The 14,213-nt window shown below is 55.2% G+C and carries 12 protein-coding genes; 5 read left to right on the top strand and 7 right to left on the bottom strand.

Annotated features, from left to right (window positions below; genetic code table 11):
* Nucleotides 1-3 precede the first annotated feature (3 nt).
* Nucleotides 4-1,437 carry an RtcB family protein gene (locus SRBAKS_RS11190; RefSeq protein WP_229590978.1) on the top strand — a complete coding sequence of 478 codons (1,434 nt, stop codon included), beginning with the start codon at nucleotides 4-6 and terminating at the stop codon, nucleotides 1,435-1,437.
* 432 nt (nucleotides 1,438-1,869) lie between these two features.
* On the opposite strand, the gene SRBAKS_RS11185 is transcribed toward SRBAKS_RS11190, so the two are convergent.
* Nucleotides 1,870-2,472, bottom strand: coding sequence for a DJ-1/PfpI family protein (locus SRBAKS_RS11185; RefSeq protein WP_229590977.1), 603 nt, complete (start codon nucleotides 2,470-2,472; stop codon nucleotides 1,870-1,872).
* Complete coding sequence (locus SRBAKS_RS11180; protein ID WP_229590976.1) at nucleotides 2,435-3,493, bottom strand: GlxA family transcriptional regulator; 1,059 nt, start codon at nucleotides 3,491-3,493, stop codon at nucleotides 2,435-2,437. The genes SRBAKS_RS11185 and SRBAKS_RS11180 overlap by 38 nt, the downstream gene beginning before the upstream one ends.
* Nucleotides 3,494-3,965: 472 nt before the next feature.
* On the opposite strand from SRBAKS_RS11180, the gene SRBAKS_RS11175 reads away from it, so the two are divergent.
* Nucleotides 3,966-5,249 (top strand): ATP-binding protein, encoded by a 1,284-nt coding sequence (locus SRBAKS_RS11175; protein WP_229590975.1) that lies wholly within the window; start codon nucleotides 3,966-3,968, stop codon nucleotides 5,247-5,249.
* Between the two features lie 129 nt (nucleotides 5,250-5,378).
* Here the strand turns inward: SRBAKS_RS11175 and SRBAKS_RS11170 are convergent, their stop codons facing one another.
* The 5 genes from SRBAKS_RS11170 to SRBAKS_RS11150 are packed head-to-tail and all read right to left on the bottom strand — an operon-like array spanning nucleotide 5,379 to nucleotide 10,863.
* On the bottom strand, nucleotides 5,379-7,214 hold the full coding sequence (locus SRBAKS_RS11170; RefSeq protein ID WP_229590974.1) for a radical SAM protein: 1,836 nt from the start codon (nucleotides 7,212-7,214) through the stop codon (nucleotides 5,379-5,381).
* The gene (locus tag SRBAKS_RS11165; RefSeq protein WP_229590973.1) at nucleotides 7,214-7,846 is read right to left on the bottom strand and encodes a class I SAM-dependent methyltransferase; all 633 of its coding nucleotides are present in this window, start codon (nucleotides 7,844-7,846) and stop codon (nucleotides 7,214-7,216) included. The genes SRBAKS_RS11170 and SRBAKS_RS11165 overlap by 1 nt, the downstream gene beginning before the upstream one ends.
* Before the next feature lie 52 nt (nucleotides 7,847-7,898).
* On the bottom strand, nucleotides 7,899-8,744 hold the full coding sequence (locus SRBAKS_RS11160) for an ABC transporter ATP-binding protein (RefSeq protein ID WP_229590972.1): 846 nt from the start codon (nucleotides 8,742-8,744) through the stop codon (nucleotides 7,899-7,901).
* Nucleotides 8,744-9,811: a FecCD family ABC transporter permease gene (locus tag SRBAKS_RS11155; RefSeq protein WP_229590971.1), complete on the bottom strand. Its 1,068-nt coding sequence runs from the start codon at nucleotides 9,809-9,811 to the stop codon at nucleotides 8,744-8,746. The genes SRBAKS_RS11160 and SRBAKS_RS11155 overlap by 1 nt, the downstream gene beginning before the upstream one ends.
* Nucleotides 9,808-10,863 carry an ABC transporter substrate-binding protein gene (locus SRBAKS_RS11150; RefSeq protein ID WP_229590970.1) on the bottom strand — a complete coding sequence of 352 codons (1,056 nt, stop codon included), beginning with the start codon at nucleotides 10,861-10,863 and terminating at the stop codon, nucleotides 9,808-9,810. The genes SRBAKS_RS11155 and SRBAKS_RS11150 overlap by 4 nt, the downstream gene beginning before the upstream one ends.
* 399 nt (nucleotides 10,864-11,262) lie before the next feature.
* On the opposite strand from SRBAKS_RS11150, the gene SRBAKS_RS11145 reads away from it, so the two are divergent.
* From SRBAKS_RS11145 to SRBAKS_RS11135, 3 genes are read left to right on the top strand one after another with little or no spacing between them, the layout of a single operon-like run.
* Nucleotides 11,263-12,372: an iron ABC transporter substrate-binding protein gene (locus SRBAKS_RS11145; protein WP_229590969.1), complete on the top strand. Its 1,110-nt coding sequence runs from the start codon at nucleotides 11,263-11,265 to the stop codon at nucleotides 12,370-12,372.
* A gap of 1 nt (nucleotide 12,373) precedes the next feature.
* Nucleotides 12,374-13,444, top strand: a complete 1,071-nt coding sequence (locus SRBAKS_RS11140; RefSeq protein ID WP_229590968.1) for a FecCD family ABC transporter permease — start codon at nucleotides 12,374-12,376, stop codon at nucleotides 13,442-13,444.
* On the top strand, nucleotides 13,441-14,196 hold the full coding sequence (locus SRBAKS_RS11135) for an ABC transporter ATP-binding protein (protein ID WP_229590967.1): 756 nt from the start codon (nucleotides 13,441-13,443) through the stop codon (nucleotides 14,194-14,196). Before SRBAKS_RS11140 ends, SRBAKS_RS11135 begins: the two co-directional genes overlap by 4 nt.
* The last annotated feature ends 17 nt before the right edge of the window (nucleotides 14,197-14,213 follow it).

Raw genomic sequence — 14,213 nt, 5'->3', positions numbered from 1 at the left:
AAAATGAAAGCAGCACGATTGAAAGAATTGGGTGTCCCTGCCGGCATCGGCGTGGATGCCGCCCTGGGTGGAGTAAAGCAAGCCATGAAATCTGGACAGACAGTCGAAGATGTCGAGCAGGCCATACTGGCCGTCGTCGACGCACCGAAGCTCCTCACCGAGGATGAAGTATGGGGCAACCTGGCTCGCACCATCGTTAGGGTCACTGAGGCCCGTGCCCGGTTTTCCGGACGTGATGAGGCAGCCCCCTGGCAACAATGGGGTGACAACTTCGAGCCTGCCGCCATCGACCAAATGGCACAGGCCTGCAAACTGCCCATCTCCGTGGCCGGAGCACTCATGCCTGATGCTCACGTTGGGTATGGCCTGCCCATCGGCGGAGTGCTGGCGACCGACAATGCTGTCATTCCGTATGCTGTTGGTGTGGATATAGCCTGCCGCATGAAGCTTTCTGTGCTGGACCTGCTCGTCCCTGACATCGTCGCTTATCAGGAGGACCTCATCGAAGCGTTGGAAAAGGAAACCCGCTTTGGTACCGGCTGTACCTTCAAACCCGGACGTCAGCATGAGGTGATGGACGATCCTGCTTGGGAAGAAATTCCTATTCTGCGTAAACACCACAACAAAGCCGCGAAACAATTAGGCACCAGCGGTGGCGGAAACCATTTCGTTGAATTCGGCGTGCTGGAGGTCCTTTCGGAGGATTTGGGAATCGGTCGCGGCAAGTACGTTGCTATGCTGAGCCACAGCGGCAGTAGGGGAACTGGAGAAAAAGTCGCAAAACACTATAGCGCACTTGCCAGACAGCTTCACCCTGAACTTCCAGAGGAACTGTCCCACTTGGCCTGGCTCGACATGGACAGCCCTGAAGGACGCGAATACTGGCAGGCTATGGAGCTCATGGGTCGATATTCCGCTGCCAATCATGAACTGATTCACAAGCACGTGGTGGATCATCTTGGCTGCGAAGTGCTGGCCGGAGTGGAGAACCACCACAACTTCGCCTGGAAGGAAGCCCACAAGGGGCGCGAAGTGGTCGTGCACCGCAAAGGCGCGACCCCTGCCACAAATGGCGTCTTGGGTGTCATCCCGGGGTCTATGGCCACAAGCGGCTTTGTGGTCCGAGGCAAAGGGAACGAAGAGGGGCTCAATTCTGCTTCACATGGGGCAGGCAGAGCCATGAGCCGGGTAGAAGCCGAGCGACGGTTTACCTGGGCAGAAGCTAATGAGTTTCTGAAAAAGAAAAAGGTGCACCTTGTTTCCGGAGGCTTGGATGAGGTGCCCATGGCTTACAAGGACATTGAAGCGGTCATGGCTGCCCAGGAAGACTTGGTGGAACAGGTCGCCCGCTTTGAACCCCGACTGGTCAAAATGGCACCTTCTGGCAAAGTCTCCAGTCGGCGCAGAAAAGAACGTCAACAAAGGAAAAGGAAATAATCTATGCGGGGGAGGCTCAGCCTCCCTTGCTGCCTTTATGGCGATAGTCATACCAAAGGGCATAAAGGAAGACGGCTGTACATTGGGCAAAAGCCCAATCAACTGTATCAAAATTAATGTCCATTCAACTTCCTTCCCCAGCCGGGTGGCACATTCTTGCGCTTGTCGCAAACCAAGCAACCCCAAAAGCATCTATTGTCGCCACCCTCTTTTCAAATTCAAAAGCATGAGCTTCATCCCTGCAAATAGTTTGTGCTCTCCTCAGTTTTGTCTATGGGGGGGCGTACTACAGTTAGCGAGATGTGCTAAGCATGGAGAGAAGTCTGTTTGTGGATCGCCTGTTTGGTTTGAGGGGCCTGTTTCTGGTTCGAGAAATGAGCTTCAGCGTAAGGCCGTTTGTCGGCGTTGGTATAGTTGAAGAGGGCTGCCCAATCAGACTTCCGCCGTGTAGGGCGGAGCCGGATCGTATTGAAGAATCTTTCTGACCATTCGGGCGTGGTCAGGAGAGTGAATTTCACCCACCAGCCACAGGGCCATGTCAATGCCCGCGGAAACGCCTTGAGCGGTCACGATGTTGCCATCGCGGACATAGCGAAGATCCGACAATGCCGTCACTTCAGGGTCTTTGGCCAGTGAATCCATCAGCATCCAGTGGGTTGTTGCCTTGCGTCCCTTGAGCAGGCCCGCCTTTTGTAGGATAAGGCCTCCCGTACAAACGCTCGTCATCCAATCAACTTTGTCATACTGTCCTCGCACCCAGTCGATGATCGTGTCGTTGCCAAGGGCGTATTCGCTGATCTCGGCTGTACCGGGCAGAAGCAGGACATCAAGTTTCGGCGCAACATCAAAGCTGTAGTCAGGTATCATCTGCAGTCCCCCAGTCCCACGCAGGGGATTGTTGGCCTGGCCGATAGTCACGACTCTCCCACTGTTCAGCAGGTGGTTTGATATGCCAAAAACCTGGAGCGGGCCGACGAAGTCGAGTTCCGCGACCTGTTCATAAATGAGTATCCCGTAGGTAAGACCTGTGGTCATGGTGTTCTCCTTGTATAAAATGGGCTCGATATTGAGTCGGACTGATGCCGAGCCTTCTTTGGAAGGCGCGGCGCAACCGCTCCTCTCGGCCAAAGCCGGATTCGCGCGCTACTTGTTCAAGCCCTTCGGCACCGGATTCGAGCAATTCGCGCGCGCGATCGATTCGCAACTGCTCAATAAACCGGCCTGGGCTCATGCCTGTTTCCGACGGAAAAATGCGTGCAAAAGTACGTGAACTCATGTGTGCCTTCTCAGCCAACAGGTCCACTGTGAGTTTTTGATCAAGATGGGTTTCGATCCAATCGACAAGGGGCTTGAAACGTTCTCCCACTTTGGTCTGCATGGCAAGCGTGGTACTGAACTGGCTCTGATTTCCTGGCCGCCTACGGTAAAGCAGCAGCAGTCTCGCCACTTCAATAGCCAATGAAGGGCCGTAGTCCTCTTCTACTAGCGCAAGCGCCAGATCAATCCCTGCAGTCACTCCCGCGCTGGTAGAGATGGTGCCGTCCTGTACATATATTGAATCTGGCTCCATGTGGACATTGGGATAGAGTGCGGCCAGCCGGTCAGCTACCATCCAATGGGTGGTAGCCCTTCGATCATCGAGGATGCCTGCGGAAGCCAAGAGAAAAGCCCCGCTGCAAACCGAAACGATCCGTTTCGCTTTTCGGGCTGCCATTTGTATGGCCTTAATATTGTCTGAGTCTGTGGAAGCCGTTTCTGCGATCATGCCACCTGGTACCAAGAGGGTGTCGGCCTTTTCCAATCCGGGACAGACGTCCGCGTGAAAACACAAGCCGGAAGAAGTGGGGATAGGGCCGGGAGTGTTGGCAGAAAAAGTCAGCTCATACCCCTCCTGTTCTTTTCCATTGCGCGAGAGTATCTCATCGGCAGCGTTAAAGACGTCGAGAGGACCGGTGACATCAAGTGCCACCATACCCTGATAGAAATAGAACTCCATGCGCTTCTTCATGGAGACAGGATAGAGGGGATACTTTTTGGCGGCAATGACAAAAAACACGCATTTTCTGCCAACGTAGCAAGAGCAAACTACAAGATACTACAACAAAGGCGATCCGGTCTGGAAAATCTTACTTGATCGGCTCTATTCCCTCTTCAGTACCCTTCGGCTCTCAATGGGAACATCTTGCCTTTGTGGCCGTACATGGCCTTCTTCTTTTTTGAGTGCGTTTCGTTGGCGCGTGCAATGAAGCCGGGAAACAGGACAGCGCCTTTTGATTTTTAGCGCAGGGAAGTCATGGCAAAGGGCATGTTTCCCCGGGTTTGCTACTCGATTGGCGTTTGGTGCTGATCGAGGAGCTCTTTGATCTGGGAGCGGGTTTGTGGAATCTGCGTGTTTCAGTGTAGCCATACGCTACCAAAAGGACTCTGTGTCTCAAGTATGCCTTATGGTGCACAATACATGCCCGTGGCATTTTGCAATACGTCCATTTCGATTTGCACTTCGGTTGGCCCCGCGGTATGTTCGCCGCATGGGACATATTGTTGCAAAAGATATTTACCGCCAGCTGGGCGACAAAGTGGACGGGACCCCGGTCCGTATGCCGTGGTCGGGGAATATGCGGCGTATGCTGACGGCGCTGTATACGCCTGCGGAAGCGGAGTTCATCGTGCGGATGCCGTACCGGCCTTCTACGGCCGAACGCATCGGCCCCATGGTGGGCATGGCCGAGCCGCAGCTTTCTGCGATGCTGGATTCCCTGTGCAACAAGGGACTTGTGTGCGACATTTGGGAAGGCGATCACTATCTCTACATGATCTCTCCCTTTGTCATAGGGTTTTTCGAGTTTACCATGATGCGTACCAAGGGCGATCTGGAGCCGAAGAAATGGGCTGAGCTCTTTCAGTCTTACATGTTCGGCAACACGGATTTCTGGGATGCCAACTTTGGCGATGATCAGATAATCTCTGTCATGCGCGCTCTGCCCCATGAGGAGACCGTCGGTGACCGGGACCATGTGGAGATTCTGGACTATGAGCGCGCTTCTGTCATGATCAAGGAGGCCTCCACGTTTGCCGTGGGCCTGTGCGCGTGCCGTCATGAGCAGCATCATCTGGGCACCAGACAGTGCGATGTGCCGCTGGAGACCTGCACCTCCATGGGGTCGGCCGCGGCCTTTCTGATTCGAAACGGCTTTGCCCGTGAAGTGTCCCGGGACGAGATGATCGACATCTTTGATCGCTCCAGGGATCTGGGGTTCACCCTGTCCACGGACAACGTCAAACAGGGTGCGGGGTTCGTCTGCCATTGCTGCGGTTGCTGTTGTAACCTGATGCATGGCATCAAGTACTCCGGCTATCCCGGCCTGCTTGTCTCGTCCTCGTATATTGCCGAGGTCAACACCGACACCTGCAACGGGTGCGGCTCCTGCGCCCGGGCCTGCCCCATCGACGCCATCACCATTCATAGTGAGAAGACCGCTGACGGCAAGCCGCACAGGTGGGCCGAGATCGACAGGGAACTGTGTCTTGGGTGCGGTGTGTGCGCGCTCAAGTGCTCGTTTGACTCGCTGGAGCTGCGCAAGCGGGCACAGAAGGTCTTTCACCCGGAAGACAGCTTTGAGCGGGTGATTCTGCAATCACTGGAGCGTGGCACGCTTCAGAATCTGCTGTTCGACAATCCCAACTCCACTGCCGAGAATTTTTTCCGAGCGGTTCTGGGAGGCTTTCTCAAGCTTTCCCCCGTGAAAAAGGGGTTGATGTCGGATGTGTTCCGGTCACGGTTCATGAATGTCATAAGGAAAGGGGCGGGATAACTTGCCCGTCCTGTTGGTGTGACAGGAAGACCGCTCTGATTCCTGAGAGGGATATTCTCTGGTGATTACAGCAATGCGCGCAAGGAAGCGTCTTCCTTGCGCGCATTGCTTTGCCTTTTAGGAGGTGGATCACGCCAGAGTGGGAGAGGGCTGTCCGCCCTCTGCTTCCCACGTCCAGGAGGTGTCAGGCTTGCCAAAGGATCGGTTCACGTCCTGTGCGTTGAACGATGTGCCATAAAAGCGCTCGTAGAACTTGGAAGCCTCGCCAGGGATATCGAATGCACAAACCCCTCTGTGCATTTCGTTGGCGATGTTCATGAGACCGAGGATCCATTTGGGGCCGCCAAAGTCACTGCTGGGGATAGGAGCGGTATGGATGCGCTTGTTGTGTACCGCATCAATGCCCAGCCCTTTGTCCACACACTCGTTGTAGAAGTCTATGGGAGAGTTGGATATGAACGCCGAGATGAAGATGATTTCGGGGTTCAACTGTTGCAGGGTGTCCAGTGCGATGCTCATGCCGGGCCGACCGCAGATTTCAATCTCCCGGTTGACGCTCACTCCGTTGCACAGCTCCACCAGGTGGTTTTCGAACCGCTCTCCCTTGATGCAGAACTGTGGTTTGCCCATGGCGTAATAGACCCTGGGGCGTTTGCCGTCCTGTCGACAAGTTGATCGGACCAGCGACACCTTGTCTTCCAGATAATTGGCCAGCACATCGGCGGACTCCTCGCGGTGCACCAGTGAGCCGAAGAAACGGATCATGTGGATATAGCTTTCCACCCGTTGTATGTCGTGGTGCAGGTCCTGCATCTTGTTGTTGCACAGCAGGTACTCCCAGACATGCACGACTTCCGCCTTGCTAGAAACGCCGATGGCGATCAGGATGGATTCGACGATTTCCAGGGCGCGGGTAAAGGGATAGCCTCCCTGGAAGTCCTTTTCCCGAAAATCGATATCAAAGACCCGCCCCTGAATCTGGACAGGGCTGTCGCAGGCAAGGCAGAGCGGCTGTTCAGCCTCCCTGACCGCGCTGCCTTTCATCCGTGCGCCCATGGGGCCGTAAAAGTCCCTGACAATGGTCGTGTCGCCGCAGTGTGGGCATACGGTATTCAATTCCTCGGTGCCCGGAGAGTTGAACACATACACATTGTCCAGAATGGTCCGCATCTGCTTGCTGAGGGTTTCGCTTTCCCTGATCAGCGGTTCCTGTTCCGGGTCTGCGCCTTCCAGCGGGATGAAACGCATCATCTGCAAGGGGATCACGGGAGATATGTCCTTGATGATGGAACACAGCCTCAGCAGTTCGTCTTCATGCCCTTTCCTGTGGATGCAGGCGATTTCGATGTGTACCCCACCCTCGTGCAGCAGTTTGATGTTGCGCAGCACGGGCGCGAACCCCTTGAGGCCGGAGCAGACATGGTAGGCTTCATCGGAGAGGCCTTTTACCCCGATGTTGATGAAATCCAGCACAGGCAGAATCCGCTGTATGGACTCTTTGGAGAAATATCCGTTTGAGGAGCAGCCCACGTGCAGCCCCCGCGCCTTGGCCAATGTGGCGACAGCCAAAAAGGTCTCAAAAGCGGCCAGCGGGTCGTTCATCAGAAAGGTGATTCCCCTGCATCCGCTCAGAATCGCCTTTTCAACGATCTGCTCGGGCGAATACTCCTGTAGCGCTTTGCTTTGCGGGTGCATTTCACGAACGATCACCGCAGAGATGCAGCCGGGGCAGTCGAAATTGCAGCCCACGGTGCTCACCTGAAGGAACCGTGCCCCGGGATGAAAATGGAGCATGGGCATGGTTTCGATACGGATGGGGCAGGCCATGATGTAAGTGTTTGGATACAGCTCCGTGATGACGCCGTCCCTGTTCCCGTAGCGTCCGCACAGTCCCACGCTGCCCGGAGCGACCGGGCAGGCGTTTTCGCAGATATGACAGGACCGGACCTGTTGAGTATCGGACATTACCGTGTCTCCGGGGATTTATAGAGTTCGATCCATGTTCCGAAGCTGTCATCCGTGATCGTGTATTCATTGATGCCGGCTTCACGCAGGGTATCCGCCAGGAAACTGCCTTTTTTCCAACGGGTCCGTTTTTTCAGTACCTCCGGCGTCCAGACCGGACGCATCTTTTCGACCTCTTTCAGGCTCTGGTAGCGGCTGAATCCGCAGCCGATCATGGCTTTTCCCTGTGGGGCGAGTACCCGAAATATATCTTCAAAGGCAGACACATGATCCGTCCAGAAGGGTATGGAGCCGCGGCTGAGGATCAGATCGACGCTGGCGTCAGGCAGCGGCATCTTTTCAACGGCACCAAATACGAATCGAATCCGTTTATGGGGGACATTGTGTATTACACAGTTTTCTTCAGCCATTTCGATTGCTTCCGGTTCTATATCCAGTGCGATCAGCGAGAGGGAAGTGATCTTTGACAGCTCAATGGACAGGGCGCCGCTGCCTGCGCCTATATCGAGACAGACGCCTTCGGTGATGCCGTATTTATCAACAATCTCCTTTGCCAGAAGCGGATACATCGGGGCAAAGCGATGGTCTTTGGTGTATTTGAAAAAAGGCTTGTTATCTTCCGCTATAGTCATTTTCGTTCTCCTTTAATGGTAACTATAGATTGCCCAAGGTGGCCGGATTACGTCAGTACATGAAGGAGCGGGATGGGTGCTTCCGAAGGTCGGCCACCTTGGGCAGGGTGGGGCATAGTCGGGAGTATATCTTCCCTGGAATACAAATCCTGAAATTTTCCGCATACGGCAGGACTTTGACCTGGGCGCCATAGAGCGCGAACAGGCTTTCCTGTGTAATGACATCCCGGGGATGTCCGTCGGTATGCACGACGCCGTTCTTGAGCATGACCACATGGTCTGAAACCCACAGTGCGTGGTCCGGGAAATGAGTGGACTTGATGAAGGTGTACCCTTCGCCGCACAGCTCGTGCAGTTGTTCCAACAACTTGAGTTGGTTGCCATAGTCCAGGCCGTTGAGGGGTTCATCCAGAATGAATGTCCGTGCCCCCTGCGCCAGTGCTCGGGCTATGAGTGTCAGTTGTCGCTCGCCACCGCTGATCTGGGTGTATGATTTGTCTTTCAGATGCAGGATGCCGGTCTTTTCCATGGCCCTGAGAGCCAGCGCTGCATCCTTGTTGGAAAAGAGGCTGAAGAATCCCTTGTGCGGCATGCGTCCCATCATGACCACGTCCATGACCGGGTAGGCAAAAGAGGCCGTGTGCACCTGAGGAACATAGGCGATCTTCTTGGCGAGAGCTTTCCTGCCGATGGAGTGAATGTCGACTTCATTGAGGAGAACCTGACCCTTCTCCGGCAGCAGTATGCCGAGCAGTACTTTCAGCAGCGTTGTCTTGCCGCATCCGTTGGGGCCGAGCACCGAGACCAGTTCCCCGGTGGCAACGGAGAAGGAAATATCGTTGAGTATGGGCGTATCCGCATACGAAAAAGAGAGCGCGTTCGCACGGAGCAAGGACATCACTTCCACCCCTGTTTTGCGTTTTTCATGATTATGGAAAAGAACGGGATTCCCACCAGAGAGGTGATGATGCCCAGCGGGATTTCCACGTCCAGCAGAAGCCGGGAAACATCGTCCACAAACACGAGATAGGTTGCTCCGATAAGGGCTGTTGTGGGGAGCAGGATGGCGTTGTTGGGGCCAACGAGCATGCGCCCTATGTGCGGGATGACAAGCCCGACCCAGCCGATCAATCCGCCGATGGCAACGGTCAGCGCACTGATCACCGTGGCAAAGATGATCAGGCAGGTGCGAACTACTTTTACATTGATACCAAGGGACTTGGCTTCTTCGTCGCCCATGCTGAGCGCGTTCAGATAGCGGGACATCCCCAGAATGCAGGTGATACCGATGAGGATGGGGATGGAGGTATAGGCGACGGTCTCCGTATCAACCATGGAAAGGCCGCCCATGAGCCAGTATACAATGGCAGGGAGTTGATCTGTCGGATCTGCCGTGTATTTGACCACCGACAGCAGCGAGGTGAAGAAGGCCCCGCTGATGATACCGCCGAGGATGAGCATCATCAGCCGGTCGCCTTTGTATATCTTGGCCAGAAAGACGGCGAAGCCCACAGCCAGCATGCCCCCGGCAAAACTCAGGAATTGCACTTCGATCCAGGAGTCGCAGACCAGCATGCCGAGGGCCGCCCCAAAGGAGGCCCCGGGCAGGACGCCGAGGATGCCGGGTGCGACCAGCGGATTGACGAACATCGACTGAAAGGCCGCCCCGGATGTGGACAGCGCAGCCCCGATGAGGGCCGCGGCGATGAGGCGCGGGGCGCGAATGTCAAACAGGATGTTCTTTACCAACTGGTATCTGTCCGGCTGCATCTCCCCGGTCGAGAACAACGAGTGTTGCAGGACGCTTGCTATGTCCTGGAGGGACAAGGGGTAATTGCCCAGGGTCAACGAGACGACCAGGCTCACGATCAGGAGTGTGGTCAGGCCCAGCAGCAGCACGGACGAGCCGCCCCTGTCCGCGACAAGAGACGCCTGTGTCCGGACAAGAGTGCTGACCGTGCTCATTGTGCACTGCTCATGAGTTGGGCCGCGTCTTCGGGAGAAATGTCCTTTTGCAGGAACAGGTGGAAGAAATCGCGACATTCCTGTTGCATGTCCAAACCGAACAGATCGGGATAGAGCGTCTGTGCAACCCATTTTAACCCCAGTATGCGCATGAACGACGGGGGACGATCAAACCAGTTGAATGGTTTTTTCGGTATGAGATAGACCCGCTTGTTCTTGACCGCCGGAATACTCTTCCAGCCGGGCGAGGAATATATTTTGTCATAAAAGACAGGCTGTTCGACAAAGATGACCTCAGGCTGATAGGCGATGATCGTCTCCATGGTCACCTTGTCCCTGCCGTACCGGGTCACTGTCCCCTGATCGTGAACATTGACTCCCCCGGCAAGGGGAATGAGTTCGGCATGAATCGAGCCGTTGGACTCCGTATACAGGCCGTCATTGCCTTCGGCGTAATAGACCCTCACCCGTTTGGCTGTTGGTATCGAAACCGTCTTTTCGCTGACCTGTGAGAAGGTCGCCCGGGTATAGTCGGCCAGTTTCCTTGCCCGAGCCTCCCGGTTGAGGATGGCTCCGGTGAGTTCAAAGGCCTCGGGGTATTGGTCCAGCCGATCAATAATGATTGTGGCGATGGGGATGTTGAACTTGGCGAGAAACTGTTCGAATTTCTCGCTCATGGGATTGGATTTTCTTCCGATCACCAGATCCGGGTTCAGTTTGACAAGTTTTTCCTTGTTGGGTGTTTTCCCCTGTCCGAAATACCCCCCGATTACGGGAAGGTTCAGCGTATGCGTATCAATGTATTTTTCACAGCCCCGTAGCGGGAAGTTCAATCCGGCAAGCAGCGTTGGGTCAAGGGCATAGACAAGCATGGTCTCGGGCGGTGAGACCGCGTACACGGTCTGCACCCTGTCCGGGACTGCAACAACGCGACCAGTCATGTCTTTCATGTCTTTGGCGAATGCATGTCCTGTAATAGTGATGGACAATACGCACACAATGACTGCAATGCTTCTTTTCCATTTTGATATTTGTTGTGTCTTTTTGCTCATGATGTGATCATTTAGTTTTGTACTTAAATTGGTATATGGGGCATTCATTGATACTGACCACTTAATCTACATTTTCTACCCTGCCAATTGCGTCACGCCTTTTCATGTATCCGTGACACGAATGATCACAAGGGGAAGATGCGCCTGTTCAGCGGGTTGACCGAATGAATCCGGCCTCTGTTTGTAGAGGGCCGTTTTCGCGAATGAGGGACACGCTCCTCTGGCACTCGGCTCAATGGCTGACTTCCCGTCCGGCATTCCTTTTTCGGGGGCTTAATTACAAACCATAAATTTATGTGAACCTTGACTCATGATTTGTTTTTTCATACTCGTTCAGTATTACAAATATAAACTTGGTGGCACTCGCAACCCCGTACTTATCCCGTGGAGTAAAGTCGTATGTCTCGTTCAATTCAGTCGTGTCTTTTGATCCTGGCCATGCTTTTGGCTTTACCGGCCTTTGCCGGAACCCGAGCCATCGTTGATGCTTCAAAGCGAACGGTGAATGTGCCCGAGCGTGTTGAGCGTTCCATTTGTTCAGGCTCGGGTTGTCTTCGGCTGCTGACATATCTTCAGGCCCAGTCCACGGCAGTGGCGGTCGACGACATCGAGAGCCGGAAAAAGACGTTTGATGCACGCCCGTATGCGTTGGCCAATCCGCAGTTCAAATCGCTGCCCATCTTCGGCGAATTTCGGGGACATGATAATCCGGAACTCATTTTGACGCTGGAGCCACAGCCCCAGGTCATCTTCAAGACATACGCTTCGAGCATGGGCTACGACCCTGTGGAGCTGCAGGACAAGACCGGCATCCCCGTTGTGGTGCTCAACTACGGCAATCTGGGTGCGCTGCGGCCCCAGCTGTATCAATCCCTGCGGACCATGGGCGAGGTGATCGGCAAACAGCAGCGCGCCGAAGCGGTCATCGCCTTCATGGAAAAACAGATCGACGATCTTGTTCAGCGCACGGCAGACATACCGGAACAGCAACGTCCTTCGGTTTTCGTGGGGGGCGTCGCCTTCAAGGGGCCACACGGGTATCAGTCAACGGAACCCGGTTACCCGCCGTTCTCTTTCGTCAATGCGCACAATCTCGCCTACACCAAGGGAATCACGAAAAAGGAACTCAGCCATTCCGACGTATCAAAGGAAAAGATCGTTGAGTGGAACCCCGATTACCTGTTCCTCGATCTGTCTACCCTGCAATTGGGAGATAAGGCCGGGGGGCTTTTCGAGCTGCGCACAGACCCGGCATACCGCACGTTGACCGCGGTCAGGGAAGGCAGGGTCTACGGGTTGCTTCCCTACAACTGGTATACGCAGAACTACGGCTCCATTCTTGCCAACGCCTTCTTCATCGGCAAGCAGCTCTATCCCGAACGCTTTACCGATGTGGACCCGGCTGCCAAGGCTGACGAGATATATACGTTTCTGGTGGGCAAGCCGGTGTATTCAGACATGAACGGCATCTTTCGCGGCATGGCATACAAGCCGGTACCGGTGAATTAGCGTGCATTTTTCTGACGGTACAATCCCTGTTGAGTACAAGCGGTATATAAGCTGGAAGGTCGGGCTTGTCGTTCTTTTGGCCGGGCTGCTTGTTACGTCTCTGGTGGTGGCTGTTTCCCTTGGAGCTGCGGGCATTCCTCTTGATGAGGTCGCCAAAAGTCTGCTTGGAGGGGCGGTGTCCAGACGGCATGACGTCATCATCTGGAACATTCGGCTGCCCCAGGCGTTGACGGCCATTGTCGGCGGCGCGGGGCTGGCCGTGGCAGGCACCGCCATGCAATCGATTCTGCGCAACCCTCTGGGGTCTCCGTTCACGTTGGGCATCTCCCATGCGGCGGCCTTTGGCGCGGCTTTTTCCGTCATGATTCTGGGTGGTGGGATCATGACCTCCGCCAACGCGGACACGATCAACATTACCTCGCCGTTCATCACCACGGTTGTGGCCTTTTCCTTCAGTCTGGCTGCGGCGGGCGTAATTATCGGGGTGTCCCGGCTGCGCGGGGCGACTCCTGAAGTCATGGTGCTCACCGGTGTGGCCCTGGGTGCGCTTTTCACGGCCGGAACCATGTTTCTGCAATACTTTGCCGATGACGTGCAGCTTGCCGCCATCGTCTTTTGGAGCTTTGGCGACACGGCCCGCGCGTCATGGTCCGAACTGGGCGTTATTACTGCGGTCACGGTCGGCGCATCGGTCTTTTTCCTTGGCAACAGTTGGAACTACAACGCCATTGACGCGGGGGACGAAACAGCCAGAGGGCTGGGCGTTCGCGTGGAGCGTGTGCGCATGGTCGGTATGCTGCTGGCCACGCTGGTAACAGCCGTGATCATCGCCTTTCTGGGTATCATCGGCTTTGTCGGTCTGGTGGTGCCGCACATGGCCCGCCGGGTTATCGGCTCTGACCACCGGTTCCTGTTGCCCGCCTCGATCCTGGGCGGCGGCTTGCTGCTGATCGTATCGGACACGGCGGCCCGTCTGGTTTTGGCTCCTCATGTTTTGCCGGTTTCCGTGCTCACGGCCTTCATGGGCGCGCCGATTTTCATTTACCTCATCATAAGGGGACAGCGAAGATGATCCTTTCCGTTGCCGACATTGATTTCACCTATGGTGGTCAGCCTGTGCTCTCCGGGGTTGATTTCAACCTCAAGGGCGGAGAACTGTTAGCGATTCTTGGCCCTAACGGGGTGGGCAAGACAACGTTGCTCAAATGTATCAACGCCATTCATCGCCCCTCGGCGGGCATTGTCATGGTCGAGGGCCGTGACGTACTCAGGATGAAGCCCAACGAAATCGCGCTGGGTATCGGCTATGTGGCGCAAAAGAACGGCACCGCCCGCATGACTGTTTTTGACGCCATACTCATGGGACGCAAGCCGCATATCCGGTGGAAGGTCGGCGACGAGGATCTCAAGATTGTTGATTCAGCCATAAAACGGCTCCATCTGGAGGCACTGTCGTTGCGGTATATCGATCAACTGAGTGGCGGCGAGTTGCAAAAGGTCTCCATTGCCCGCGCCATGGTTCAGGAGCCACGGCTCATGCTGCTGGACGAGCCGACCAGCTCGCTGGACCTCAAGAGTCAGGTCGATATCATGACCATGCTCAGGCGCGTTGTTGACGAGCACGTAATTGCCGCAGTCATGACCATGCACGACCTGAACACCGCCTTGCGCTATGCGGACAAGGTCCTGTTTCTCAAGAACGGACACATCCATTCAACCGGCCCTACCTGTGAAGTGACAACGGATATTGTCGAAGAGGTGTATGGTTTGCCGGTACACATTCATACCGTGCAGGGCTATCCGATGATAGTCCCCGCCCAATGAGTATACAGAGAAAGGAG

Source organism: Pseudodesulfovibrio sediminis, from assembly GCF_020886695.1.
Classification (GTDB): domain Bacteria; phylum Desulfobacterota; class Desulfovibrionia; order Desulfovibrionales; family Desulfovibrionaceae; genus Pseudodesulfovibrio; species Pseudodesulfovibrio sediminis.
Note: the sequence above shows the minus strand (reverse complement) of the source record. Positions and strands in the feature narration are given on the sequence as shown.

Bases quoted from the DNA above. Each gene is read 5' to 3' on its own strand.
- SRBAKS_RS11190 (WP_229590978.1), top strand. From the start codon at position 4: ATGAAAGCAGCACGATTGAAAGAATTGGGTGTCCCTGCCGGCATCGGC.
- SRBAKS_RS11185 (WP_229590977.1), bottom strand. From the start codon at position 2,472: ATGACCACAGGTCTTACCTACGGGATACTCATTTATGAACAGGTCGCG.
- SRBAKS_RS11175 (WP_229590975.1), top strand. From the start codon at position 3,966: ATGGGACATATTGTTGCAAAAGATATTTACCGCCAGCTGGGCGACAAA.
- SRBAKS_RS11170 (WP_229590974.1), bottom strand. From the start codon at position 7,214: ATGTCCGATACTCAACAGGTCCGGTCCTGTCATATCTGCGAAAACGCC.
- SRBAKS_RS11165 (WP_229590973.1), bottom strand. From the start codon at position 7,846: ATGACTATAGCGGAAGATAACAAGCCTTTTTTCAAATACACCAAAGAC.
- SRBAKS_RS11160 (WP_229590972.1), bottom strand. From the start codon at position 8,744: ATGTCCTTGCTCCGTGCGAACGCGCTCTCTTTTTCGTATGCGGATACG.
- SRBAKS_RS11155 (WP_229590971.1), bottom strand. From the start codon at position 9,811: ATGAGCACGGTCAGCACTCTTGTCCGGACACAGGCGTCTCTTGTCGCG.
- SRBAKS_RS11150 (WP_229590970.1), bottom strand. From the start codon at position 10,863: ATGAGCAAAAAGACACAACAAATATCAAAATGGAAAAGAAGCATTGCA.
- SRBAKS_RS11145 (WP_229590969.1), top strand. From the start codon at position 11,263: ATGTCTCGTTCAATTCAGTCGTGTCTTTTGATCCTGGCCATGCTTTTG.
- SRBAKS_RS11135 (WP_229590967.1), top strand. From the start codon at position 13,441: ATGATCCTTTCCGTTGCCGACATTGATTTCACCTATGGTGGTCAGCCT.